Below are 26,587 nucleotides of genomic sequence, written 5' to 3'. Positions count from 1 at the left end.
TTTACTAAATCATAAAAAAAAGACGAAGAGGTTTAAGACCATTTTGCGTTAAAAGAAAACCATTTTGCGTTGTATAATCTGTTCAAAACTCAGCTTATTTTTAATGTAATTGAAAGGTTTCATCGTTAATTCCAGAAAATATTCCTGCAGATATTCAGCCCTGCAAACTCAAATTAGCCTGAATAACAACCTTCAGCAACAGAAAAGCTTTGAAGTATTGCCGGGTATATGTAACATTATGCTTCCGGCGAGTAAGCGGGCTGAACACGTGAAACTAAAATCAGGCTGCACTGCCGCTAAGAACTATCCGCACGTTTGCTTGGAACTGGGAGCAGTATTATGGCTGAAGAACTGAAGGCAAAGCAGTTAATCTCAAAAATCAACGAATTCACAGAGAATAACAACATTGATATGCTCTGCACCCTCCTCGACCAGCAGCGAACCAGCCGGCTCGCGGAAGTTATGGAGCTGCTTGAAGGCGACAGGAATGCCGTAATTTTAGGGTGCCTGCCCAAAGAAGAGGCTTCGGAGGTTTTCGAAAAGCTCGACGAGGCCACAAGAGCAGAGCTCTATGAACTGCTCAATGTCCGCCAGCTGAAAACCCTCATATACGAGCTCGATCCGGACGATGCGGCCGATATTCTGAGCGAGCTGCCTCCAAGCGCGAGCGAACACCTTCTCAGGACAATGAAGCCCGATGAATCTGAGACTATCAAGAATCTAATGCAGTATTCGGATGATTCCGCGGGCGGTATTATGGATCCGCTTTTTCTCTCAGTCCCGAAAGGCTCTACAGCACACGAAGCCATTGAGCTTCTCAAGATTCAGGAAAGCGATGAAGACTTCTACGCTGTTTATGTTGTGGATATTGAAGGCGTTTATCTTGGGGATGTAAGAATCAGAAACCTTCTTTCAGCAGAGCCGGAGCAGAAAATCGAAGAGCTGATCGAAGAAAACAGTCTTTCTGTTAGCGTGTTTTTTGATCAGGAGGAAATCAAGAATATTTTCAGCAAAAACGACCTTATCGCTGTTCCGGTAGTGGACGGGAATAATGTGCTCGTAGGTCGCATTACAGCGGACAGGGTTCTGGAAGTGGCAGAAGAAGAGGCTGCGGAGGATATATACACAATCGCTGGTACTGATGCCGAAGAACTCTACGATACAAGCGTTTTCAGGGCTGCGAGGATACGTATGACTTGGCTTGTCCCCTGCCTTATCGGCACTGGCGTAACGGCGATTGTGATGCTGTTTTTCAAGAATTCGCATACAGAGGTATATACCGTTGCAGCCGCGTTTGCACCAATGATAGCAGCTATAAGCGGAAATGCAGGGCTTCAAACTTCGGCAGTGGTTATATGCGGGCTCGCCACAGGCCATATGGCAGCATTAAATCTGGGGCAGGTTTTCATAAGGGAGGCGAGGATCGCCCTTCTTATAGCCCTTTCCTGCGGAGTTATCGGCGGACTGATATATACCGGCCTCTCAGACGTGCTGGGCAATCACACCCCTGACTCAGGGTTGAATTATATGATGGTTTCGGCAGCTTTCGGGATAGCGATGTCTGCCTCGGTGATGGTATCAACTACTCTCGGGCTGTTTTTGCCGTTTCTTTTCAAGAAAATCGGAATAGACCCCGCTATAAGTTCAGGTCCGCTGGTTACAACTGCAAATGATTCAATAAGCGTATCGATTTATCTGTTCACAACGCTTGCGTTTCTCGGCTGAAATTCTCAGCCCTTGGCAACATCCAAAAGATTATCCAAATCTTTTATTTGCTGTTTTAGGAGCTTATCCTCCCTGCTGAGCTTGGCGATTTTATCAATCGAATGCATTACGGTGCTGTGGTCTCTCCCGCCGATTTTGTAGCCGATTTCTTCAAGGCTCATCTTTGTTTTGTGCCTAGCGAGATACATCGTAATCTGCCTCGGGCGAACTATGGATTTCTGCCTTGATTTGCCCTTCAGATCGCTCTGCTTAACCTTGAAATATTTCACAACAGCCTCAATCACATCCGCAAAACTCAAAACAGACTGCGGCTCAACCTCCTTGCATCCGAGAATATCGTTGCAAAGGCTGATGTCTATTTCGGCATTGTCTGTATAGGCTATCGCTCCGAGGGTGGTGATGGCGCCCTCGATCTCACGAATATTTGATGTTATCTTTGAAGCGATCGCCGAGGCCACGTCCTCTGGTATCTCTATACCGCGAACCCTCGCCTTTTTCTTAACGATAGCAAGCCTCGTTTCGTAGCTGGGTTTATCAATCCTCGCTACAAGTCCCCATTTGAACCTGCTGAGGAGCCTTTCATCCAGCGAGGGGATCTCGCTTGGGGGACGGTCTGCGCTTAGAACTATCTGCTTGCGCTGGCTGTGCAGGGCATTAAACGTATGGAAGAATTCATCCTGACTGCTCTCACGGTCGCTGAGGAACTGAACATCATCGAGGATCAGCATATCCACGTTTCTGAATGTTTCCTGAAATTTGAGAAGATCGCCGTTTTCAATTGCCTCCACAAACTTGCTCACAAAAGCTTCGCACGTGAGAAAGCGGATCTTGAGGTTTTGCGTATTTGAGGCCACATTCGTACATATCGCATGCAGAAGATGTGTTTTCCCGAGCCCCGCATTGCTGTGGATGAAGAGCGGGTTGTAGGTAACTCCGAGCGAGTTGCTTATCGCAACACAGCTTGCATGAGCGAGCCTGTTGGACTGGCCGACCACAAAATTATCGAACGTAAGGTCCGGATGGAGGGTGTACGGAATGTCATGGTTGGCAGTATTCTGCTGCGGCTGGTATTGCTGCGGGGAGTCTTCTTCGAAATCATCACAAACAAACTCCACACCCAAGAGATGGCCTGTAACAGTCTGTGCTGCAGCGGTAAATGCATGTGTGCAGTTTGACGAGAGAAAATTTGCGATGGCCGTCGTTGGACACATTACTTTCAGCGTTCCGCCTTCAAAGCTCACCAGTTCGAGCTGTTCATACCAGCCCCGGGCATTAGCCGGATCTGCTTTTCTGGCAGCATCTATAATACTGCTGAAATCAACCGCATTCTGAGGCACTTTGCGCCCTTTCACAACAGACGTTCTAAACTCTTGTTCAAACTGAAACGAAAAAGACGCAGCAGCTCTGCTGCGCCTTTTGGTATTTACTTTACACTTTCGGGTTATTGCCCAGATAACCTGTTTTCGGAAGCTCGCCGCAAAGCGGAGAAGCGTATTCCTTGAATGCAGGGGTTACTCCATTACCATCAGCGTTGATGTATTCGTCGGGCAGGTCTTTAGTGAACTCAGCAACATTGCTCAGCTCTGTTCTCTCGAACTTCACACCGTAGTTCTCGCCGTTTCCGGTGCGTTTCATAATAGCAGAGCCGCTGGGGTATTCCATGCTGAACTCTACAGCCTTCCGGCCTGTTTCGCGGGCCTCGGCTACGTCTGTGGAGCTCTGAAGGCCTGCGAAAGACCTCTGGAGATAGCCGAATGTATCTGCGCGGACACGTTTGATTCCTGTGCCTGCTTTGATCTTTCCTGCGAGGAAGTCTGCAAGGGCTCCGGTGCCTGAGAGCTGAACGTTTCCGTGCGAATCAACTTCCGCATTCTCTGCAAGCTTTTTAGCCCAGGTGGTTCCGTCGGTATCCTTAATCCCCTCGCTCACTGCAACTACGCAGCGGCCGAGCTTGTTGTAAACGCCCTTGATATCCTCAACCATCTTCTCGATTGAAACAGGACGCTCAGGAACGTACACAAGGTGCGGACCATCATCATCACGCCTCTGACCGAGGGTAGTAGCGGCGGTGAGCCAGCCTGCATCGCGCCCCATAATAACATCAATCTTAACTCCAGGAAGAGCCCTGTTGTCCAGATCGTCGCCCATAAGAGCGCAGGAAACGAACTTCGCTGCTGTTCCGTAGCCCGGGCAGTGGTCTGTGGTTCTAAGATCGTTGTCGATGGTCTTCGGCACATGGAAGGCACGCATATTGTAGCCCGCTGCTTCTGCCTGCTCGTTGATGATTTTGCAGGTGTTGGCAGAGTCGTTGCCGCCGATATAGTAGAAGTATGCGGCGTTTCTCTTCTTGCATATCTCGAGGATTTCCTTGCAGTATTCCTCATCGGGCTTATCACGGCTTGAGCCAAGGGCTGATGAGGGAGAAGAGGCAACGATGTCCAGAGTGTTATAGTCTATTTCAGTTAGATCAACAAACTCATTCTTCACGATACCTTCAACCGCATGCACTGCGCCGTAGATCTTTTCGATTTTCTCGCTCTTCTGAGCAGCCTCTATTACGCCGACAAGCGAGGCATTTATCACGCCTGTAGGACCGCCGGACTGGCTTACTATTGCATTTCCTTTTGGAGCTTCTGACATTTGTATATACCTTCCTGAATATAATCGTTAATAAAAAGAAACTGTAATCCGAAAACCTCCGCAGAGGACAACCTCAGGATTATACAAAATCTTATCCCGCTGAAAAGCCCTTTTCGAATTACCGCTGGCTCTTAACGTTTCGCTATCCTAGCGGGCCCACCACGGCGGACACCTCTGCGAGTCGCTGGATTATTACGCTGCGAGCCGCTGGCTCAGTCCGTAAATGCTGCGGCCAGTCTGTGATGAACGTCTATTGTCCACTTATTTCGCCCCGCCTGCGGCGGGCCTACATGCGTGGCTCGGTTTAAATATCTCGTTTTGTGAAATCGCTGCGTAATACTAAAGACAATCAGAGCCGCGCGTGGAGTCCGCCTGCGGCGGATGGCTCGTTGCAAAATCATTAGTGAAAAATTAGTGCTGATTAGCGGCTAATATAACTCGCATTAAAAAACCTTAGCGTATCTTAGAGCTGCTCAGTGGCTTATAAATCTCAGCGCCGATTAGCGGCTTAAAATCTCATAGCTCAAGAGCTGCGAAAAACAAAAATTTTTCAATTTTTCTTACTCATTCCCTCGCAGGGTTTTATGGGATTGCCTCCATTCATTTAGTCCGGATTTTTCGCGCAAAGCCTTAACTTCCCGCCAAGGGTGAGAGGCATTTTTATTTTATAGGCTATGGCAGATTGAGAAAATTCTGTTTTTTTGGCCTCGTTTCCGATCTGCCCTAAACCGCCAGAAAATCGAAAAATTCGTTAATGAGGAGAAGGAAATGATCGACTATATCAAGATCGATTCAGACATTTTGAACCTGCCGTTGACCGGTGCTGAGAAGCTCGTGCTAGCCGCTGGAAGGCTGCCGAAGGGCTGCAGAATGAGCAACGCCCAGCTCGCCGGAATCTGCGGCGTCTCGCTGAGAACTCTGATAAGGATTGTGATGGAGCTCAAGAATTCGGGATTGATCAGAGTCCACAAATCCGGCAGCAATCGAACCATATTCACAGCAGAAAACCGCCTTGCAAGGTATGACAGATTGACACAGCGACAAAATGACACGTGTCAGGATGGCGTTAAGTCGTGTCAGAATGTCACTAAGGGGTGTCAGGCTGTCACTGAAAAGTGTCAGATTGACACACATAATTTAAAAAATAAAAGAAATAAAAAAGAAAAGGCGGCGTCTCGAACAAAAGAGCCTTCCGGAGGGGCTCTTTGTTCTTCGCCTTCGGGGGAAAATTCGGCCGGCTCAGTCCGTAATTGCTGAGGCCAGTCTAAAGTAGATACTGGCTATCCACTTATTTCTCCGCCGCAGGCGGAGAGCAAGCGGAGGTTCACGGAGGAAGATGTGATAAATTAGACAGGATTTACAAGATTTACAGGATTAGATAAAGATTTCATATTAATTTTAAATTGGCTTTCTCCATCAAAAAAACTTATCTTAAATCATTAGTGAAAAATTAGTGCTGATTAGTGGCTGAAAAAAGCTTTGCGAAAAGACAATATCGCGCACATTTCACTCCTCACAGCTGACTGTTGAATAATCTTATCCATTAGCTACAATTACGGTTCTGTAAGCGGTGGCAGAAGTTTCCGCTGCGCGAAGGAAAATAGAAGTATAATCAGGTGAAACGAAATGCGGTGGATTTGGATAGACAAATTCAAAGAGTTTAACAGCGGCAAAAATGCCGTAGCAGTGAAAAATATATCGCTCGCCGAGGAACATCTGCACGACCATTTCCAAGGTTTTCCGGTAATGCCGGAATGCCTTATGATAGAGGGGATGGCGCAGACAGCAGGCCTGCTTGTGGGCGAGCATGGCGGCTTCAAGGAGAAGGTGATTCTAGCGAAGGTGAACAAGGCGGAATTCTATGATTACGCCCGCCCGGGCGAGACAATCGAACACCATGCAGAGCTTGTATCGTTTGCTCCGGAAGCGGCAAGCGCAGCGGGGAAGGTGTATAAGGAAGGCAATCTGCTCGCCGAGATCAACCTGATGTTCAGCCATCTGGACAACAATATGTCGAACAAGCGTTTCCCAGAGGAAAACTTCGTGTTTACAGAGATGTTCGAATGGCTGATGAGAGATTATCATGCCAGAGTTAAACTGGAGCAGAGCTGATATGGAACAAAGAATCGTTTTAACAGGGCTCGGGCTTATCGGCCCTCTCGGGCTGAGCCTTGAGGAGAGCTGGGAGAAGCTTATTGCAGGCGAATGCGGATTGGGCGAGATCGAATCCTTTGATGCCTCGGCAATGCAGTGCAGGATTGCCGGCGAGGCGGGAGAATTCAAAATGAGAAGCTACCTGCCCAAATACCACCGCAAGGCTGCGAAGCTTATGAGCAGGGATATCCAGCTTGCTGTTGTGGCGGCGGACGATGCCTTCCGCTCCAGCGGGCTGGGCACCAAATGCATTGAAGCAGAACCCGCAATAGATCCCAAACGCACGGCAATCGGCGTTGGTGCGGGGCTTATAAACTGCGATATCCCGGAGATAGCGGCTTCTGTGGCGGCGAGCCTTGAAGACGGCAAATTTGATATGCAGAAATGGGGCAGGGAAGGTATGGCAGAGCTCACGCCGCTCTGGCTGCTGAAATACCTGCCGAATATGCTTGCATGCCATATTGGAATTATTCACGATATTCAAGGCCCGGGCAACAACATCACAACCGGCGAATGCTCAGGGATTCAGTCTGTTATAGAAACAGCGGAAACGATCGAATCTGGGTTTGCAGATTACGGGATAGCAGGCAGCGGAGAAGCCTCCGTGCATCCGATAACGCTCATGCGTGCGATGAAGCTCGGCAGGCTGAACACGCAAGACAACGATCGCCCCGGCTCAGCAGTAAGGCCGCTGAGCTCACAGCCCAGCGGGACAGTGCTTTCCGAAGGCGCTGCGATGGCAATCCTCGAAACGAAAACTGGAGCAGAAAAACGCGGAGCCAAGGTTTACGCAGAGCTTGCAGGCTTCGGAGAGAGCACAAGCCTCAGCCAAAATTATTCAGCTCTTGAAGAAAGCGGGGAAGGCCTTGCCTCTGCAATCAAAAACGCAATCAAGATGGCGGGGATAGAGCCGAAAGATATAGACCTTATTGTGCCCTCTGCAGGCGGGATAAAAGAAAACGACTTCGCAGAGCTGAAAGGGCTTAAGGCAGTGTTTGAAGGTTCGCTTGCGGAAATACCGGTTTGCCCATGGAAGAAATATTTCGGGCTTATGGGCAACGCTGCCTCTGGGGCAGATCTTGTGCTTGGGGCAAAGGCTCTGAGCGAGGGAATTATTCCGGGCGCAGGCGATTTGGCAGAGCAGATGCCCGATGAACTTAACGTTCCCGCAGACACTCAGGAGAAAGAAATCCGCTATTGCGTCTGCTGCAGCTTCACGCCCGGCGGGCAGACTGCGGCAGCTGTTTTGAAAAGGAGCGGTGAATAATATGAGAAAACGAATAGTAATCACAGGGCTCGGGCTTGTTTCGCCTATGGGCTGCGGCGCAGAGAAAGTTTGGAAAGCAATACTGGACGGCGAAGACGGCTTCAATTATATAACAAGGTTTGACGCCTCCACCTTTCCCACCACTTTCGCTGCGGAAGTAAAGGATTTCAGTCTCGAAGACTATATTAACGAAACCGGCGCACACAAAGACGCCCTGAACCCAACACAGTTCGCCCTGGCAGCGACTGCGCAGGCCTGCCGACAGGCGGGAATCGAAATTGAACAGGCCGCTGAGAACAGCTCAATAGACAGAAGCCGGCTCGGTATATATATGGGCTCGGGCGAAGGGCCAATAGACCATGAAACCTTCTTTGCAGCGATAGCAGGCTCTGCGGGCGAAGGCGGAAGAGAGATAGACTGGCAGAAATGGACGAATATTACCAATCAGATGATGCTCGGCCCTCGTGAGATTGAGCAGCAGCCGAATATACCTGCAGGGCATATATCCTTGATGACTCGTGCAAGAGGGCCTGTGCGAAGCTGTCTTACAGCGTGCGCAGCGAGCTCTCAGGCGATAGGCGAAGCCTCGCTTATGCTTAGAAGGGGAAGAGCGGATATTATGTTAGCTGGGGGGTCTCATTCGATGATTCATCCGCTGGGCGTAACGGGTTTCAACAAGCTCACCGCCCTTTCAGAGAGGAACGACAATATACATACCGCCTCCCGCCCCTTTACCAAAGACAGAGACGGATTTATAATAGGTGAAGGCTCGGCAGTACTCGTGCTGGAAACGCTTGAATCAGCAAAGAGCCGCGGAGCGGAGATTCTCGCAGAGATAGCCGGCTACGGCAGCAGCTGCGATGCCTTCCGTGTTACTGATATGCACGAGGACGCACGAGGGGGTTCTGCGGCGATTGAGCAGGCTCTGAAGGATGCGGGTGTGGGCAAAGAGGAGATAGAATACATCAATGCCCACGGCACAAGCACAGGCGAGAACGACCGAATTGAAACTAAGGCAATTAAGAACGTTTTCGGCGAGATGGCGTACAAAATACCTGTAAGCAGCGTTAAGAGTATGCTCGGACATTTGATCGGCTCAGCAGGTGCAGCGGAGCTGATAACCTGCGTAATGGCTCTTAGAGATGGAATAATCCCTCAAACAGCCAATTACGGCGAGCCAGATCCGGAGCTCGATCTTGATTACGTGCCAAACAAGCCCAGAAAGAAGGAGCTCAATTGCGTTATGAGCGAATCCTTCGGCTTTGGAGGCCAGAATGATGTTCTGGTGCTCAAAAAATTTGAATAATCGCGGTTAATAACAGGAGAAAATATGGATCTGTTTGAAGCTTTCAAAAAAAGACACAGCTACAGGAAAGATTTTACCGACGAGAAAGTAAGCAGGTATATGCTGGAAAAGATCGTAGAGGCAGGCATACTGGCTCCTTCAGGTAAAAATGAGCAGACTACGCAGTTTGTAGTTGTAGATGATGAAGAGAAGGTTAAAGAAATAGCTTCCATTTCCGGCGGACGCAAGGCCTTCCATACAGCTTCCGCTTATATAGTTTGCCTGATAGACAGAGAGCCTGAGCCTATTCTGAAAGATATGAATTTTCAGGTGGAAGACTGCGCAGCAGCAGTGGAAAATATGCTTCTTGCAGTAACCTCATTCGGCCTTGCTTCAGTATGGATTGACGGCTGGCTCCGAGTTGAGGGAAGGAATGAGAAGGTGTGCGAGATTCTGGGCATACCGAAGAATAAGATTGCAAGAGTTATCCTTCCTATTGGATACCCTGCAGAGAAACCCGAAGGCCCTGAGAAGCTGGGAATAAACGAAAGAGCTTCTTTTAACACTTATGATTTAAGCTGAGAAAATGGCTGCCAACAGAAATAAAAAACCGCTTTATGAATCCCTCGGGGGGAGTATGGGTTCGCTGATGAACGACGGCAAGCCGGCAAACATAAGAACCGGCAAGCCAATAGACATCGGGAAAAAGGCGAACCAAAACAGCGGGGAAAGGTCTAATAGAAAGCTTTTTCTCTACCTCTCAGGGCTAATAGCGGTTGTTTTTCTGTCCGCTTTTATTGCGTTTTCTCTGATAGATATAAAATCTTCTCAGCAGGCTGAAAGTCCAAGTGAGAAAATGGCTGAAGCAGGCAGCGAAGAGGCTGAGGGGCAAAACGAAAGCCTAAGCGGCACAAAAAATGATTCAATTTCTGAATCTCTGCTGGACAAAGAGCAGGGAAATTCGTATAATTCTCCGTCCGATTCTGATAATCCTGCCGGGGAAGAAGTTTCTCAGGAAGGTTCAAACAGGATCGTGGTAGCTTCTTACGGCAGCAGGAGAGACTTGCAGCCTGTTATGAAGTATTATGAGGCCAACGGAATTCAGCTAAAGATAGTTGAATCCGGCTCTCGGTATTTTCTTGTTACAGTGCGAAAATTCGAGGGCTTTTCTGAAGGCACAAGAGGAAGGCAGTATCTTGAGCAAATTAAAGAGATAGGCCTTGGATACAAAGCGCCAGAAGGCTATGAGAGATTCAGCTCAAGGCCTTTTCAGGATGCTTACGGCAAAAAAATGAATTAAAACGTTTATTATAAGGATAAGAAAATGTCAGTTGATCGTTCTTTAAAGGTGTCTAATGCTCTCAACAGACACAGAAATGTTCTTTCAAGGGCAGAAAGAGTTGAAAGGCTTATTGATGAAGGCCGTCTGGAAAAAGGCGACTTCGTTACTGGGCTTCCAAAAGTTTCAAACAGAAAAGTTGTAGCCGGCAAGAAGAAAGGCTGAAGCTTCATCGCATTTTTCAGCCTTCACTTACTTATGTAAATGGCGCCGTTTTTCTGTTTAGCGGGAAAGCGGCTTTTCTGTGCGCAGAAAAAATTTCAGCCAAATTTTAAGGAGCAAAATATGAATAATTTCTTATCACAGCGAAGCAGTATGATAGATGCAAGCGGAATTCGCAAAGTTTTTGATCTCGCCGCACAACTGAAAGACCCTATAAACTTCTCTATAGGTCTGCCCGATTTTGATGTGCCGGAAAAAATAAAAACCGCTGCGGCAGATGCGATTGAGCAGGGCAAAAACAGATACTCGCTCACAGCAGGCATACCCGAGCTTCGTGAGAAGATAAGCAGAGAGGTTTGCAGTATGTACGGCTGGGACAATGCGGATACACTCGTTGCAAGCGGGGTTAGCGGAGGCCTTCTGCTCACGTTCCTTGCAACGATAGACCCGGGCGATGAGGTGATAGTGCCCGATCCGTATTTCGTTATCTACAAGCATATTATCAACGTGCTTGGCGGAAAATGCGTTTATCTCGACACCTACCCCGATTTCCAGATAGATCCCGAAAAGCTTGAAGACAAAATCACAGACCGCACAAAAATAATTATCCTCAATTCCCCCTCCAACCCCACAGGAGCGGTTTACAGCGAAGAATGCGTGAAGGCTGTTGCGGAAATTGCAAACCGCAGGGACATACTGATTATGAGCGATGAGATATACGATAAGTTCTCATATTCAGGCCGATGCCCGAGCGCTGCAGACTATTCGGAAAACACAATCCTCATGAAAGGCTTCAGCAAAAGCTACGCAATGACAGGCTGGCGAATGGCCTATGTTTCTGTACAGGAAAAGCTCAAGGGACTTCTCAACGAGATGACCAAATTTCAGCAGTACACATTTGTTTGCGCTCCCACTCCGTTCCAGTATGCCGCTCTTGAGGCTATGGACTGCGATATAAGCGATAAGGTGGCCTCGTATGCCCGCAAGAGAGATATGCTCTTCGAGGGGCTGAAGGGTAAATTCGAGATCACAAAACCCGAAGGTGCATTCTATATGTTCCCAAAGGCCCCGGGTATGAGCGGAAGCGAATTTGTGGAAAAGGCAATTGAGAATAACGTTCTGATTATCCCGGGAAGCGTTTTCAGCGAGAAAGACACGCATTTCAGAATAAGCTATGCCACCTCAGACGAAAAGATTAAACAGGGAATAGACATACTGAACTCTATCGTGTAATTTTTCGTACCCGCAGCGCAGTAGCTCATACTCTAAAAGCTTGCTTTGAAGCTTTGTTATGTTATTATTTCCAAGGGACAGAATCTTTTAGACTGAAATTGTTAAAAAGGACACAGATGCGCTGCATATTGATACTTTTTTCCGTTATTCTCTCTTCGGTTATGGCTGAAATCAGCCTGCCTTCAATGTTTTCTGACGGTATGATTATTCAGGCCGACTCTTCAGTGCCGGTATGGGGGCAGGCCCCTGCATACGAAAAGGTAGAAATAAAGGGTTCCTGGATGGGCATGGCGGCTATGACAAGGGCAGACAGCGAGGGTAAATGGAAAACAGACATCAAAACCCCCGAGGCCAGCAGAGACAGCCTTGAGCTTACCATTACCACTGGTGCAGGTGAGTATAAGGCGATAAAAAACGTACTTGCAGGCGAGGTATGGCTCTGCTGCGGCGATGAAAATATGCAGATGCCTGTATCAATGGCTATGAATGCAGAGGCGGAAATAGAAAACGCCGACCGCCCGGAAATACGCTTTTTCACACCCCCCGAAAGCATCTCAGTTTCTCCTAAAGAGGAAATATCCGGTAAATGGAAGGCCGCCAACAGGATGAATACAGGCAGTTTCAGCGCAGCGGCTTACTATTTTGCCGACCAGCTCTACGATCAGCTCCGAATACCTGTAGGCATCATATCGGCGACCTGCGCTTCAAGCACAGCCGAGGCCTGGATAAGCAAAGATACGATCACTTCCTCTCGCAAAATGCTTGAAATTGTTAGAAAATACCCGAAGCTGGAAGAGTACGGAAAGAAGAAGGCAGAATTTTCAAAAAAATTCAAGAAGTGGCTGGAAACAGAAGAAGGACAGCGTCCTTCCGAGCCAAGCTACATTGACTACACAGGCCTGCCCTCAGCAACATACAACTCTATGCTGAGCCCTCTTGCTCCATACCGGATAAAGGGAGCTTTCTTCTTCCAAGCCGATGCAAATCTCGCGCGGGCCTATCAGTATCGTTTTGTACTTGGGCTCTTGATTGAAGATTGGCGGGAAAGCTGGGATGTTCCGCAGCTTCCGGTGTATGTGGTGCAGCCTCAAATAGACGGCTATTCCGCTGAGAAGCTGAAATTTGTGCCTGAATTCTGGGAATCCCAGATTGATGTAACCAATAAATATCAAAATACCGCACCAATAGTGAGCTACGATGTAGACAAAGACAATAGACAGGAGCTGGGAAGAAGATTTTCTGTAAATACCCTTGCATACAACTACGATCTGCCAGACACGCCTCATAAAGGGCCTACATTCGTTAGGAAGAGGATTGAAGGCAGCGAGCTGCGAATCTTTTTTGATAATGTTGGCAGAGGGCTTACTACGCAAACCTTCGGTGCAGTAGAAGGATTTGAGATTGCGGGTATAGACAGAGTTTACTACCCTGCAAATGCTATTATTGAAAGAAATACCATTCTTCTTTCCTCCTCGGAAGTAGATCAGCCTGTTGCTGCAAGATACGGCTGGAGCCTCACAAGCGAGAACCTGCCGAATCTCGAAAACAGATACGACTACCCTGCACAGCCTTTCAGAACAAGCCGCTGGAAATACATAACCAGAGAATAAAACATTTTTACAGAGCCCGCAAAAGCTGCTGTTTGCAGAAATAGCCGCTATTGGTATAATTGAATTGTAATTTTTATTAAGACAAATAAGGAAGCAGCTATGAATCCATTTTCATTGTTAGTTAAGCCAGCCGGCCCCGATTGCAATATAGCCTGCCATTATTGCTTTTACTCCTGCAAAACCAGCATCTTCGGCGAACAGAAGCACAGGATGTCTGAAGAGGTGCTGGAAACGATGGTACGAGATTATCTTCGGGCTGGATTCGAGATGAACGCCATAGCTTTCCAAGGGGGAGAGCCCACATTGATGGGCCTGGATTTCTACAAAAAGCTGCACGAATTTGAAAATAAATACGCAAAAGACGGCCAGCAGATTACAAACTCCCTTCAGACCAACGGTATTCTGCTTGATGATGAGTGGTGCGAGTTTCTCAGCAAAAACGGCTGGCTCGTGGGAATAAGCCTCGACGGCCCGAAAAAGTACCACGATTACTACCGCGTGGATAAAGGCGGAAACGGGACATACGAGCGTGTAGTAGAATCTATAGAGCGCTGCAAAAAGCATAATGTTCAGTTCAATATCCTCGTGTTGGTAAACAACTTAAACGTGCAGGATCCGGATGAGATATTTGATTTCTTTGTACACGATCACGGAATACAATTCCTGCAGTTCGTTCCGTGTGTGGAGTACGACGAGGAAACTGGAGAGGTAACAGATTTCAGTGTTGACCCGGATAAATTCGGAAAGTTTCTCTGCAGGATTTACGACCGCTGGAAGGAATACGGACCGGAGAAGCTTAGTGTTAGGATATTCGATTCAACAATGAGCTACCTGCTCACCCGCCGTCATACTAACTGCAGCTTCGCAAAACGCTGCGATGACTATATAGTAATTGAGCATAACGGCGAGGCCTACTGCTGCGATTTCTTTGTGGAAAACAACTGGGATCTGGGCAATATTATGGATAAAAACATTACTGATATCGCCCGCAGTGAGAAGAAAAAGGCCTTCGGCCAGAGGAAAACCAAGCTGCCGAAAAAGTGTGTACTCTGCCGGCATCACAGCATCTGCAGAGGCGGCTGCCCAAAAGACAGAATCCCTGTAAACGGAGACCCTGTGCAGCCGAACTATTTGTGCGAGTCTTACCAACAGTACTTTGACCATGCAGTGGAGGACCTTAAAGGTATGCTCACCGAACGCGGCCTACTGCAGCAGCAGGGCTGAAAGGGGAAGAATATTATAACAAGGCCTTGATTTTAGCCGCAGAATGCCTGCCTGCCCCCTTAGAGGCTTCTATGAGCTCTTTTGCTGCCTCGCCTGTTTTGCGGCGGTATTGCGGTTCTTGAATCGCCCTGCGAAAAGCATCTGCGAGCTCCTTCCCTCCGGCGGCTTCAACAGCCGCCCCGTTCGAGACGAGCAGCTCAGCTGATTCGGAAAAGTTGAATGTATGCGGCCCGAAAACTGTGAATTTCCCGAGAGCTGCGGCTTCTATCATATCAGAACCGCCCATTGGGCACAGGCTTCTGCCAACAAAAATCAAATCGCTGAGGGCATAGAATTTCCTCAGATCTCCCATAGTATCTCCGAGGATCACATCGGAAGACTCTTCAATCTCTGCGTCTGCATCTTCCTTAATTTGGCTGTATCTCTTTACGCCAAGACCCTCATTTTCAATGATTTTATAAACCTGCTGAAATCTCTCAGGCTTGCGCGGGACAACTGCGAGCCTCAGGTTATCAAAATCCTGCTTTAGCTCTTTATAAACATCTAAGAGAATCTGCTCTTCCCCAGGGCCTGTAGCCCCTGCTGTAATAAGCATTTGAGACTCCTTGAGCTTTATCTGCCGTGAAAGCTCCTCAACTCCATCCACCTCTTCAAGGCTGCATGCATTGTCGTATTTCACGCTGCCTGTAACTGCAATTTTATCCTTCTGTGCCCCGAGAGCATTGAATCTTTCTGCGTATTTCTCAGTCTGCACGAGGAAAAAATCAATCTTTTCGAAGATCTTGGAAACAAAAAACTTAATTCTTTTATATTTTGGAAAGCTCTTGTCGCTCAATCTGCCGTTAAATACAACTGTTTTTACTCCTCTTTTTTCGGCAGTAAATATAAAATTAGGCCAAATTTCCAATTCCACAAGCACGCATACATCAGGCCTGATCCTTGAAAATGCCCTTCTGATAAATAATGAAAAATCCAGCGGAAAAAAGAATATTGAAAGTTCCCCGCCATAAAGCTTTTGTGCCCTGCTGAAGCCGGTATCGGTTGTTGTACTCAAGACAATCTCTGCCTCAGTGCATTCATTTTTGAGTATGTCTATAAGGCCTTTGGCCGCATTAACCTCGCCAAGGCTCACAGCATGAATCCAGATGCATTTTTTCTTGTCTGTCTTCCGCTCTACAAAACCCAAACGGTTCTTCAAGCCCTTTCTGTAACGGTTTTGAAAGATGTATCTGTAGATTCCAACGGGCAGGAAACAAATAAATGCCGCAAGATATAGTAAGTTAAGAAGGCAACGCAAATATTACTCCTCGTTAGGCAGGTTGGAAAGCAGTTTTTTAATGTCTTTAACAAAAATATTCTCAGGGTTTTCTTCTATCAAGACGCTGAGCATAGAATCGGCCTTATCAATAAATTCACCCTTTTTCACCGGATCACTCTCATCAAGCCCGAGCTTGGCATATCTTTTTCCCATTAGGAATTTTGCTTCTAAAGCCCCGTCTGTTTTTGGGAATTGCTCCACAAACTTTTTCAAATTCTCAATAAGAGAGAGCCCGTAATACTGCTTCTGAAGTATTTCGAGCCTCACATTATCCGCAAGCGGGCTGTTATCCGGAAGCCTTTTCTCAATAGATTTAAGCTCGCTGAGATAGTCCATGGAACGCTTATCCAGCCTTATGAATTTAGCCAGAAGAGCGGGCTCTGCCTCAAGATACTTACCCTTCAGAAACCGCAGATAATAATTTGTTCGATGCAGAAGCCCCTGCAAATCCATAGGTGTAACCACCGTTTCAGGCGGCTTCTGAAAAATTTCCGTTTCATCGCTTCTGTTTTTCTCAACAATCTTTCGCTTCTCATCGGCCAGATCCAAGACCTCCCTGCAGAGGCTCGCTGCGGTATTGAATTTTTTCCTGCCTGCCAGATTCATCGCCATACGCCACCTTGCCTCCAGCGATTCAACGCTTTCTGGATATTTAGCATAAAGCTTGATCCAGTCTGGATAAACCTCAGCCCTTGGGTATTCGCTGTAGAAGCGAAGCACCTCGAGCTCTTTTATTGCAGGAATGTCTGGCTGATGCTCATTGAGTATTGCCTTGTAGTACAGGGCAGAAGCAACCCGCCTGCTGCCGGGATGCTCTGCAGAGAAATAATTGTACTGCTCAATAACCGCCCGTCTCTTACGTTCATAATCATAGAAATCCGATTCACAGTTTTCTATAAACCAAAAAGGCCACGTTCCCAGAGAGAGCATTTCCTGAAGCTCGTAAATCAGCTCCTCCCTGTAGATATGCGGGTCCGGGGCGTATGCAAATCTGTCATCTGAGGAAAAAAGCGGATTCCTTGCCGCCTTGTCTAAGATACTGCTTATATCGTGAGGCTGGAAATTTTCAATGGAATCCGGCGAATTGCTCTGAATGTATAGTTTGTAGTCTGATTCTGCAAAGCTGATTCTGTCGAAGAAGGTGAAAGCGGAAAGCATAAGCATTACTGCCCCCGCTATCCATATTTGCCCCGGGCGGTAGCGGGTGAAATGGCCTACACTCAGGATTATTCCGCAGAGGCCCAGCCCGAGAAGCCATGAAAGAAGCCATGGCGAGAACGAAAGCCCCCATTTAAGCGGATCCGGATCGGGCACTTTGCCCGTGATTATAAAATACAGCAGCACCGGACTGCTGCATAACACAAGCGAAATAAATCTCGAACGGAATCGAAGCGGCCTCGCTGCCACCATAAAACAGGCCAAAAGCAACATCACTGCAAGCCCTGGAAGCCTTGCTATGGTAAAGCAGAAAATCACTGGAAGGATGCTGTAGCTGAAGCTCAAAAGCTGAGATATCATCAGAGGAAGGAACGTAAGAACTGCCGCAAGCCCGCCGAGTACAAAAATATGCCAAGGGTATTCATAAATGCTCACAGGATTTTTCACCAAATGACCCATGAGCCAAATCTCAGCATTTGAATTCAGCTGCTGGAAAGAAATTAAATCTATATTTCCCCAAAGAACCTTAGACCAGAACAGACAGGCTATAAGGTAAACAACGACAGCAAGCCACCATCCCCGCACAACATTTGAATGTTTATAATGCAGGGTAGGCCCCATAGTCATAAATGGCTTTTTCTGCGGCCTTTTTGCCCCGGCCTCTTTTTTATAAGCCGCTCCCGCATTTTGATTTTTATCTAATTTTGCCATTATAAATTCTCAAGAAACACTTCGAGCAATTAAGGTAAGTTTGCAGACAACAGGAACATTTTTCCCTGAATCCAAATTAAATCTTCGCAGGAGGCAGCTCGCACTTATCCCCGATATCTTCCACCGCTTCCATTTCTATAACTCTCATCTTTTTCCACCTGCCCTTCAGGAATCTAACCAGAAATGCAAAGTTTAACATGTAGATGTAAACTGTCAAACCAATCCAAGGCACAAAATATGGAAGCGAGAGCTTTACTGAGACGTATGACGGGAGAACCATCAGCAGCCATGAGAGTGTGATGGTTATTGTCATCACGAACCTCGTATCTCCCGCACCCTTGAGTACGTTGGAAAATATAATCGCTCCCGCATCTGCTATCGAAAATGCAGCTATAAAACACATCAGAGGATAGGCAAGAGACATCAAAGCATTCACCTGCCCCTCGGCCATCTCGCCTGTGAATGGGGTTATAAGCACTTTGCCAGCGAATACATACATCAGGCCTGTGCATATAAAGTAGGCAAGGGCCATTGAATAAGCTATCCATGCGTTTCTCACGGCCAGCCCGGGCTTGTTCATACCGAGATATTTGCCCGTAATAACGCTTACCGCCATCCCGAGACCTATAACAGGCATAAAAGCTATCATATTAACGCTGAAAACAAGGGAAGCCGCTGTATGTATGTCCTCGCCGTACCGGCCTACAAAGCCCAGAAAGCTCGTAAAAGCAGCTATATCCAGCATAAAATTCACCCCGTTAGGCAGGCCGTATCGGAGAATCCGTTTGGTTAGAGGCCAGAGGAACGGATATCCGCTTACTGCTCCATACCGGCTCTGGTTCTTCTTTCGGATGAAACTTCCCGCATAAACAAGCGTACCTGCTGCAATACTTGCGACAGTTGCATACCCCGCCCCGTGTATGCCCAGCTCTGGGGCACCGAAATTTCCGAATATCAGGATGTAATCAAGAATTATATTAACCGCACAGGTGAGTATGTTTACATACATTACGGTTTTAGTTTTCCCTCTGCCTATATGGAAACAGGCAAATGCCTGCCCCACCAGCACAGGAATAAAGGAAACGCACATTATCCGGAAGTATATCACCTCATACCGAAGTGTTTCACTGCTGTGCCCCATCCACCTGAAAAGCGGTTCAGCAAGAAAATACGCAAAACTGCCTATAATGCCGAAGAAAATGGCAAGATAAACGCCCTGCCAGACAGACTGACCGATTCGGTAGTGCCGGCCCGAACCGTTATACTGAGCTACAAATGTGCTTACGTATGAAACAATCCCGAGGAAAAATGCGCAAATACAGAAAAAGCACAGCCCCGCAAACATAGCTCCGCTCATTGCCTGAGGTTCATAACGCATCAGAAACACCCTGTCTGTGAAGGTTCGCACAGTATGGGCGCTTGTGCTTATTATAAGCGGTATTGCTACTGCGAGCACCTCTGCCGCTGATGCCTTTATCTCTGCTTTCTTGAGTAAGTTATTCATTAATTTCCTTGTCTTTAGAATGCAGAGATTTTAAGGCTTAGAAAAGTTAGTCAACAACTCTTCTAAAATATTTTCAGTCCACTGAGTTTTTTTGAAAGGATTTACAGCCCCGAACCGCTTTGGCTGCGGGGCAAGGATAAATATTTAATATAGGAATGGCGGAGAGGGAATTTTTCAGCCACTAATCTCCGCTGATTTTTCACTAATGATTTTGCCGCGGGCAACGAATCTATCCGCTTGTTTTCCGCCTTCGGCGGACAGGCTCTTCGCCTGCGGCGGACTCCACGTGCGGCTCTGATTGACGTTAGTATTACGTAGCGATTTCACGAAACTAATGTTTAAACCGAGCCACGCATGTAGGCCCGACGCATGCGGGCCGGCATAAGTGGACAGAAGACGCAGAGGAAAAACATATAATCCACAGATTATATTTCTGCATAGTCCGTATAATCTGTGGATTTTAGCGGAAAGCTGAAAAAAACTGGCGCTTTGAAGCCGGCAGCAAAGTTTTTCAATTGACCTTAAACGCACTTTTTGTTCTAATGTTGCTCCGGCGTAATTTCAAAAGAAAAAACTATTTATCTAAAAATTGGGGAACCGATGGTAAAAGTAAGTCGAAGAGCGAAAGAAGTGCCGGCTTCAGCAACGATGGCTGTTGCTTCAAGAGCTAAAGAGCTGAAGGCTCAAGGAGTGGATGTTGTCAGTTTCGGCGCGGGTGAGCCGGATTTTGACACGCCGGATTACATTAAGCAAGCCGCTGTTAAGGCTTTGAAAGACGGAAAAACAGGCTACACTCCAACGCCTGGGATTCCTGAGCTCAGAGAAGCGGTAGCTAATAAACTGCAAAGAGACAACAACCTCGAATACGAACCTACTCAAGTGATCATCAATGTAGGTGCGAAGCATTCCATCTATTCTACAATGCAGGCCGTTGTTGACCCGGGTGATGAGGTTATTCTTCCAGCCCCATACTGGGTAACATATCCAGAGGCTATTAAGCTAGCCGGCGGGAAGCCTGTGGCGGTAGCTGGGCAAGAGGAAAATCAGCATAAGGTTAGTGCTGAGCAGATTAAGGCTGCTATAACAGACAAAACTTCCGCCCTGCTGCTGAACTCTCCGAATAATCCGGGCGGATTTACTTATACCCCTGAAGAGCTCAGTGAAATAGCTGAGGTTCTTGAAGGAACAGATATCGTTGTTATATCAGATGAGATATACGAAAAGCTCGTTTACGGAGACACAGTCTTCCAGAGCTTTGCTGCTGTTAGTCAGGATGCATACGAGAGGACAGTAACGATAAACGGCTGGAGCAAGGCATACGCCATGACCGGCTGGCGGCTCGGCTTCTCTGCAGGCCCTCAGGAGATAATCTCTGCAATGGGCAGGGTGCAGTCTCATATGACTCAGAATCCTGTAAGCTTTGTTCAATATGCGGGAATTGCAGCATTCGACTGCGCTGATGAGGTTGAAAAAATGCGCAGCGAATTCGAAAAGAGAGCAGAATACACCTATAACCGCCTCAACGGCATTTACGGGGTTCACTGCGACAGGCCGACAGGAGCATTCTACTGCTTCCCGGACGTGAGCAGCTTCTACGGAAAGAAAATCGGCGGTGAAACTGTAAACAACAGCATAGACTTTGCTAAAGGGCTGTTGGAGCAGGCGAACGTTGCCTTAGTTCCGGGCGGACCTTTTGGATGCGATAAAAACATCAGGCTGAGCTTTGCCTGTTCAATGGAAAATATCGAAAAAGGGATAGACAGGCTTGAGCAATGGCTGACGAGCTGAAGGCGAACGCTAAACCAAACAGACATCAAATCGTAAGTATTTTAGTGTGGCTGGCTTTTTTTGTATATGCCGGCCACTGTTTTTCTCATATGGTTGCCGCAGGCGATACGTGGGTAGCAATGGCATGCGGCAGGCATTTTTCTAATCACGGAGTGGATACTGTAGAGCCGTTCAGCGCTAATTCACACTCTGCAGGGCCTACCGAAGAAGAGCTTGAGCCATGGCCAGAATTCACCCACGGATTCCTGAAAGAATACCACCCTACCGGCTGGATAAACCAAAACTGGCTTACTCAGCTTATATTCTTCGAAATATCCGGAGGCGATGGGAGCAAAACAAACTACGACGATCTGAACTACAACGCAATGGTTGTTTGGAAGTTTATAATCTGCCTGCTTGTAATATGCAGCGTGTACTATGCCTCCCGCCTTCTCGGGGCAGGAAAGATAAACGCAGCTGTTTTTGCGGCAATTTCGGTTTTTGTGGGCAGAAGCTTCTACGATATCCGCCCTGCAGTATTTTCTAACCTGCTTGTGCCGGCATTTATCCTGATTCTGCTTTTAAGTCAGAGGAGGAATCGGAAGTTTATCTGGCTGAGCGTGCCTCTGATTGTTTTCTGGGGCAATGTGCACGGCGGATACCTTTATGCCTTCATCACAATGTTTATGTTCTGGGCGATCAACCTGATTGTCTGGAAATTTAAGCCGAGATTCTGCCGGCCGTGCTCGGGAAAGCTGATAATTGATACAATGCTTGCCGGTGCGGCATCGTTTATAGCGATGGTTATCCTAAATCCCTACCACCTGACTAACCTCACCCATACTTTTATAATTACGGTCAGCGAGCATGCTTCTGAATGGAAAGATGTAAACGAATGGCACAGCACATTTGAGCTCAGCAATCCTGTAGGTACTTCGATTCCGTTTATCATACTCCTCGGTCTGGGCGGCGCATCGCTGCTTGTCTGGGGTATAATCACAGCATCACAGTTACAAAAATCGGGCAGGCAGCCGGCAAACAAAACGAAGAATACCCCCGAAAATTCTCAAGCTGCGGACACTCCTAAAATTGACCCCGCTTATCTTGCTATAGTTTTATTTTCATTATGGATGGCAATAAGCTCGAGAAGATTTATTCCAATTGCATCTGCAGCCTTCTGCCCGCTTCTTGCTATGATAGCGCAGCAGACCATAGATAAAATTTCAAATAAGCTATCGGCAATGCCAGAGAGGAAACGCCTCTTAGAAAAGAGCTCAATAGCTGCATTTGCAGCTTTCGTGCTTATCCCGGGCGTGCTTTGGGCGGGAAAATTCAAAAAGGTTTATTTAGACCCGTTCTGCCTCGACGATACATACAACAGCATCTTTATGCGTATGACGGCCTCTTATGCCAAGCCGTTTGAAGCATGCGAGTATATAAGGAAAAACAATCTCTCTGGAAATATGCTCAACTACTGGACAGAAGGCGGGTTCATAGCGTTTATGCAGAACCCCAACCCTGATAACGGTTTTATACCACTGAAGCTGTTTATGGACGGCAGGGCTCAGGCCGCCTACGATATCGAGATGTTCAGAACTTATAAGAACGAGATAATGAGCGGAGGCGCGGAATTCAAAAGGATCGCCCAAAAAGCCAGGCGGGAAAGAAAAAGGCTTTCCAGCTTCAAACAGGAGCTGAAAGATGCCTCCGAGAAAATGGACGAAAGGCTCAACAGCAGAGGCGTATGGATATATCTGATGCCTTCAAATGCCGTTAAAAGCGGATTTATGACGCTTATGCGATACAACAGCGACTGGAAGCCGGTGTATATCGACGGCAAGCAGTCTATCTTTGTTGACACTGACACAGATAAAGGGCTTGAACTATACAAGGGGCTTTTCAACGGAACTGCCCAATACCCGTCAGAAGATATTCGAGAAACCTCTATGATTCATTATTTAATCGGTTCAAAACCGGAAGAGGCCTACAGAAGAGCCCGCAAACTGTATGAGAAGTCCGGAGAGCTGCTGGCAATGAAACTGCTCACCGATGCAGCGAGAACAAAAGAATTAAAAGAAAAGGCCTATAAATACTGCAAATCAGAAATTTCCGATTTTATAAAAGAAAAAGACCAGCTCCACAAGCAGCACGGTTATATAAACAAATACAGCATCGCAGATATGTGTCTGAAGTTTGTTATAGAAAACGGAAAGGATTTTGAAGACGACAAGAGCAAAATCTCTGTTTACAAGTCTTACAGGCAGCAGCTGAAAGAAGAAACGCAGCAAATCAGGGAAGAAACCAGATGGTAAGCAGCGAAACTCCTAAGCCGGCATTGAGCATCTTCTTCCCGTGCTTCAATGAAGAGGAAAATCTGGGCGGACTTATTGAAGAAACTCTCAGCTTCCTGCCTGAGATAAGCGACGACTTTGAGATAATAGCAGTTGACGACGGCAGTACAGACAAAACGGCTCAGATCGCTCAAGAATACGCACAGAAAGATTCAAGGGTAAAATTAGTAAGCCACGAGGTAAACAAGGGTTACGGCGAGGCCCTTAAAACCGGTTTCGAAGAGGCCTGCAAAGAGTACGTTTTTTACACAGACGGAGACAAGCAGTTTTCTATTAAGGATCTGGGAAAGGTTCTGCCTCTGGTAGCCGGCGAAAATGCACCTGCTGATATCGCTTCCTGCTACAGGCAAAACCGTCAGGACAACATCTTCAGAAAGCTCACCGGACATACATGGAATATCCTTATGTGCATACTTTTCGGCTTTAAGCTCAAAGATATAGACTGCGCTTTTAAGCTTTACCGCAGAGAAATATTTGATAATATTAAGCTAAAGAGCTCAGGAGCGCTGATAGACACGGAAATCCTCGTTAGAGCCCGAAAGAAGGGCTTCAGGATAACCCAAATGCCGGTAAGGCATTATCCCAGAGTTTACGGGGAGTCTTCCGGAGCTAAGCCGGCTGTAGTTTTGAAGGCGTTTGCAGAGCTTTCTAAATTGTGGCTTGATATAGTGACGGATCACTAATGGCTAATTCAGATACTTTTTTCAGGCCCGACCTGAGGGCCAGCATAGATTCTCAAAGACTCATCGAAAATGTAAATCAGCTTCGCGGCCTCACGCCGACGGATAATAAGTTCTGCGCCGTGGTAAAGGCAAACGCTTACGGCCACGGGATCAAGGAAGTTGTTAATCTCCTCAAGGAAGAACAGGTGGATTTCTTTGCAGTGGCAAGCATATTTGAAGCTTTTTACATAAAGCCTCTGATTGAGCGGCAGAGAATTCTTGTTTTCGAGCCTCTGAATATTTCTACGCCTGCAAAATATATAGATTTTGCGTGCAGAAACGATATACACTGGGCAATATGCTCGCTGGAGGCAGCCAAAAGAGCGTCGCAGCTCGCTTCGGATAAAAAACTGAAGCTGCATATAAATATTGAAACCGGCATGGGAAGGCTCGGGCTCGAACCCGCTCAGGCAGAAGAGCTGATAAATTTCATAGCAGACTCGCCAAACCTTGAGCTGGCAGGGATTTACACACATTTCGCAACTGCCGATGAGGATGACCTTTCTTTCGCTTATGAACAGCTCGATAACTTCAAGCGTTTTATTAAAACCAACACCCGCTGCGGGGATGAAAATGTAATAAGGCATGCCGCAAACAGCGCTGCCTGCATTAAAATACCAGACTCGCATTTTGATATGGTGCGATGCGGGATCAGTATGTACGGATATTTCTCCAGATCCCAAAGACACGCCCCCGTGAGCCTCAAGCCGGTGATGAAGCTCGAGGCGCCGATAGTGCATATCAAAAGGTTGCCGGCTGGCAGGTCTGTCAGCTACGGGCGGTCTTATTTTACCAAACGGGAGACGGCAACAGCTATAATCCCCTCCGGCTATGCAGACGGGTATTCAAGGCTTTATTCTAATAATGCTTCAGTGCGAATAGGCGACAAATTTGCCCCTGTTATAGGCAGGGTATGTATGGATCAGATAATGGCAGATGTAACGGACATTCCCGAGGCAAAGGTTGGGGAGTTTGCTGTAATAATAGACAATGACCAGAACTCCCCTGCAGGCGCTTACTGCCTTGCAAACGCCTCAAACACAATCTGCTATGAAATACTTATCAGCGTACATGAGCATGTAAGACGAGTTGTAATCTGAATTTTTTTCTGTTTCTGCAAAGTTTTTATCGCTGTCTGCTGGATTTATTGCTGCTGATTTGTTAAACTCATCTGTTTAACGTAAAAGCTGAATGTATTGATTGACAGTCAAATTGTTATTACTAAAATTTCGATTCTGTTCTTATTTTATTCAAAATTTATATCTTTCAGAGGACAATAGCAATGACCAAGGGACAACCCATAGACAGTCATCGGAGCGTAAACCATAATCCGAAAATAAACAAACTCTTTAAGACAGTGGTATCGTATAAGGCGAGCGACCTTCACCTCAAAGTGGGGCTTCCTCCCAAGATGCGAATTGACGGTGTTTTAAAGAAGATGAAGGCAGATGTACTTACTGAAGACTCAATGGAGGAACTGATCTTCGACCTTCTTACTGAAGAGCAGAAAAAGTTCTTCCTTAAGAAGGGCTCTATCGACTTTGCCCACGCCCTCAGTGAGATCGACAGATTCCGTGTGAACGTATTCCGCCAGAAGGGATACATAGGGCTTGTTGCAAGGCGTATTGATTCAAACATCCCGCCTTTTGAAAAGCTGAACCTGCCTCCAATTATTCGTGATATTGCGGAATCTCCCACCGGCCTTGTGCTTGTGGTAGGGCCTACCGGATCTGGTAAGAGTACTACAATTGCCTCAATGATAGACAAAATCAACAGAGAGCGTGCGTGTCATATAGTAACTATAGAAGATCCTATCGAATATGTCCATCAGGACAGGAAGGCCAACGTTAATCAGCGTGAAGTTGGTATAGACTGCGTTGACTTCAAGGACGCCCTGCGAAGCCTGATGAGGCAGGACCCCGATGTAGTGCTTGTGGGCGAAATTCGAGATGTTGAAACGCTGGAAGCAGCTATGCAGGCAGCGGAAACAGGCCACCTTGTTTTCGGAACCCTCCACGCAGCAAGCGCCTCTCAGACAATCCAGCGAATTCTCGATATGTTCCCGCAGGAAGAGAGGGAGCTGGCGAGACAAACATTTGCATTAACCGTAAGGGGAATCATAGCCCAGATGCTGCTGCCGAGCATTGACCCTACTGTTAAGAGGGTGCCGGCGCTTGAGATTATGGTGGCAAATCCTTCTGTTAGGAAGCTTCTCAAGGAGGAAAGGGAAGATGATATACCCTCTGTAATACGTTCTTCGCAAAATGAGGGCATGCAGGACTTGACAGAAAGCCTGAGAATGCTTATAGAAAAAGAACTTATAGACCTCGACAACGCCCTGACATACGCACCGAACAAGGAAGAGCTTAGGATGGCTATAAAAGGAATTAGAGCTAATTCAAGCGCAATTCTTTAAT

21 protein-coding genes are annotated in these 26,587 nt (G+C 47.1%); 16 read left to right on the top strand and 5 right to left on the bottom strand.

Annotation, left to right across the window (positions count from 1 at the left end):
• Nucleotides 1–339 precede the first annotated feature (339 nt).
• A complete protein-coding gene (gene mgtE, locus STSP1_RS11805) occupies nt 340–1,725 on the top strand; it encodes a magnesium transporter (RefSeq protein WP_085756529.1) in 1,386 nt (461 codons plus the stop codon).
• Between the two features lie 5 nt (nt 1,726–1,730).
• On the opposite strand, the gene dnaA is transcribed toward mgtE, so the two are convergent.
• Together dnaA and STSP1_RS11795 are read right to left on the bottom strand one after the other, a co-directional pair.
• Nucleotides 1,731–3,062 carry a chromosomal replication initiator protein DnaA gene (gene dnaA, locus STSP1_RS11800; protein WP_161491726.1) on the bottom strand — a complete coding sequence of 444 codons (1,332 nt, stop codon included), beginning with the start codon at nt 3,060–3,062 and terminating at the stop codon, nt 1,731–1,733.
• 91 nt (nt 3,063–3,153) lie between these two features.
• The gene (locus STSP1_RS11795) at nt 3,154–4,365 is read right to left on the bottom strand and encodes a 6-phosphofructokinase (protein WP_085756527.1); all 1,212 of its coding nucleotides are present in this window, start codon (nt 4,363–4,365) and stop codon (nt 3,154–3,156) included.
• Between the two features lie 768 nt (nt 4,366–5,133).
• Between STSP1_RS11795 and STSP1_RS11790 the strand changes: the two genes are divergently transcribed.
• The 10 genes from STSP1_RS11790 (at nt 5,134) to STSP1_RS11745 (ending at nt 14,639) form a co-directional block, all read left to right on the top strand.
• The gene (locus STSP1_RS11790) at nt 5,134–5,622 is read left to right on the top strand and encodes a winged helix-turn-helix transcriptional regulator (RefSeq protein ID WP_085756526.1); all 489 of its coding nucleotides are present in this window, start codon (nt 5,134–5,136) and stop codon (nt 5,620–5,622) included.
• Between the two features lie 369 nt (nt 5,623–5,991).
• The gene (locus STSP1_RS11785; RefSeq protein ID WP_085756525.1) at nt 5,992–6,477 is read left to right on the top strand and encodes a 3-hydroxyacyl-ACP dehydratase FabZ family protein; all 486 of its coding nucleotides are present in this window, start codon (nt 5,992–5,994) and stop codon (nt 6,475–6,477) included.
• A gap of 1 nt (nt 6,478) precedes the next feature.
• The gene (locus tag STSP1_RS11780) at nt 6,479–7,786 is read left to right on the top strand and encodes a beta-ketoacyl-[acyl-carrier-protein] synthase family protein (RefSeq protein WP_161491725.1); all 1,308 of its coding nucleotides are present in this window, start codon (nt 6,479–6,481) and stop codon (nt 7,784–7,786) included.
• 1 nt (nt 7,787) lies between these two features.
• On the top strand, nt 7,788–9,092 hold the full coding sequence (locus STSP1_RS11775; RefSeq protein WP_085756523.1) for a beta-ketoacyl-[acyl-carrier-protein] synthase family protein: 1,305 nt from the start codon (nt 7,788–7,790) through the stop codon (nt 9,090–9,092).
• Between the two features lie 24 nt (nt 9,093–9,116).
• A complete protein-coding gene (locus tag STSP1_RS11770; protein WP_085756522.1) occupies nt 9,117–9,653 on the top strand; it encodes a nitroreductase family protein in 537 nt (178 codons plus the stop codon).
• Between the two features lie 4 nt (nt 9,654–9,657).
• Nucleotides 9,658–10,371, top strand: a complete 714-nt coding sequence (locus STSP1_RS11765; RefSeq protein ID WP_085756521.1) for a hypothetical protein — start codon at nt 9,658–9,660, stop codon at nt 10,369–10,371.
• A 24-nt stretch (nt 10,372–10,395) separates the two neighbouring features.
• Entirely contained in the window at nt 10,396–10,575 is a 180-nt protein-coding gene (locus STSP1_RS11760) for a small basic protein (protein ID WP_077538799.1), read from the top strand.
• Between the two features lie 120 nt (nt 10,576–10,695).
• Nucleotides 10,696–11,805 (top strand): pyridoxal phosphate-dependent aminotransferase, encoded by a 1,110-nt coding sequence (locus STSP1_RS11755; RefSeq protein WP_085756520.1) that lies wholly within the window; start codon nt 10,696–10,698, stop codon nt 11,803–11,805.
• 116 nt (nt 11,806–11,921) lie between these two features.
• Complete coding sequence (locus STSP1_RS11750) at nt 11,922–13,415, top strand: hypothetical protein (RefSeq protein ID WP_085756519.1); 1,494 nt, start codon at nt 11,922–11,924, stop codon at nt 13,413–13,415.
• A 99-nt stretch (nt 13,416–13,514) separates the two neighbouring features.
• A complete protein-coding gene (locus tag STSP1_RS11745) occupies nt 13,515–14,639 on the top strand; it encodes an anaerobic sulfatase maturase (protein WP_085756518.1) in 1,125 nt (374 codons plus the stop codon).
• Between the two features lie 13 nt (nt 14,640–14,652).
• Here the strand turns inward: STSP1_RS11745 and STSP1_RS11740 are convergent, their stop codons facing one another.
• The 3 genes from STSP1_RS11740 to STSP1_RS11730 form a co-directional block, all read right to left on the bottom strand.
• Nucleotides 14,653–15,837, bottom strand: coding sequence for a 3-deoxy-D-manno-octulosonic acid transferase (locus tag STSP1_RS11740; RefSeq protein WP_161491724.1), 1,185 nt, complete (start codon nt 15,835–15,837; stop codon nt 14,653–14,655).
• A gap of 102 nt (nt 15,838–15,939) precedes the next feature.
• Nucleotides 15,940–17,826 carry a tetratricopeptide repeat protein gene (locus tag STSP1_RS11735; RefSeq protein WP_085756516.1) on the bottom strand — a complete coding sequence of 629 codons (1,887 nt, stop codon included), beginning with the start codon at nt 17,824–17,826 and terminating at the stop codon, nt 15,940–15,942.
• A gap of 76 nt (nt 17,827–17,902) precedes the next feature.
• Nucleotides 17,903–19,330 carry an MATE family efflux transporter gene (locus STSP1_RS11730; protein ID WP_085756515.1) on the bottom strand — a complete coding sequence of 476 codons (1,428 nt, stop codon included), beginning with the start codon at nt 19,328–19,330 and terminating at the stop codon, nt 17,903–17,905.
• A gap of 600 nt (nt 19,331–19,930) precedes the next feature.
• On the opposite strand from STSP1_RS11730, the gene STSP1_RS11725 reads away from it, so the two are divergent.
• The 5 genes from STSP1_RS11725 (at nt 19,931) to STSP1_RS11705 (ending at nt 26,586) form a co-directional block, all read left to right on the top strand.
• A complete protein-coding gene (locus STSP1_RS11725; RefSeq protein WP_085756514.1) occupies nt 19,931–21,118 on the top strand; it encodes a pyridoxal phosphate-dependent aminotransferase in 1,188 nt (395 codons plus the stop codon).
• Entirely contained in the window at nt 21,103–23,409 is a 2,307-nt protein-coding gene (locus STSP1_RS11720; RefSeq protein WP_085756513.1) for a hypothetical protein, read from the top strand. Before STSP1_RS11725 ends, STSP1_RS11720 begins: the two co-directional genes overlap by 16 nt.
• Nucleotides 23,403–24,131, top strand: a complete 729-nt coding sequence (locus STSP1_RS11715; protein ID WP_085756512.1) for a glycosyltransferase family 2 protein — start codon at nt 23,403–23,405, stop codon at nt 24,129–24,131. Before STSP1_RS11720 ends, STSP1_RS11715 begins: the two co-directional genes overlap by 7 nt.
• Nucleotides 24,131–25,270 carry an alanine racemase gene (gene alr / locus STSP1_RS11710; RefSeq protein WP_085756511.1) on the top strand — a complete coding sequence of 380 codons (1,140 nt, stop codon included), beginning with the start codon at nt 24,131–24,133 and terminating at the stop codon, nt 25,268–25,270. Before STSP1_RS11715 ends, alr begins: the two co-directional genes overlap by 1 nt.
• 182 nt (nt 25,271–25,452) lie before the next feature.
• Nucleotides 25,453–26,586, top strand: coding sequence for a type IV pilus twitching motility protein PilT (locus STSP1_RS11705; RefSeq protein ID WP_085756510.1), 1,134 nt, complete (start codon nt 25,453–25,455; stop codon nt 26,584–26,586).
• Nucleotide 26,587 lies beyond the last annotated feature (1 nt).

Origin of the sequence: Sedimentisphaera salicampi (assembly GCF_002117005.1) — a bacterium.
In the GTDB taxonomy this organism is placed as follows: domain Bacteria; phylum Planctomycetota; class Phycisphaerae; order Sedimentisphaerales; family Sedimentisphaeraceae; genus Sedimentisphaera; species Sedimentisphaera salicampi.
Note: the sequence above shows the minus strand (reverse complement) of the source record. Positions and strands in the feature narration are given on the sequence as shown.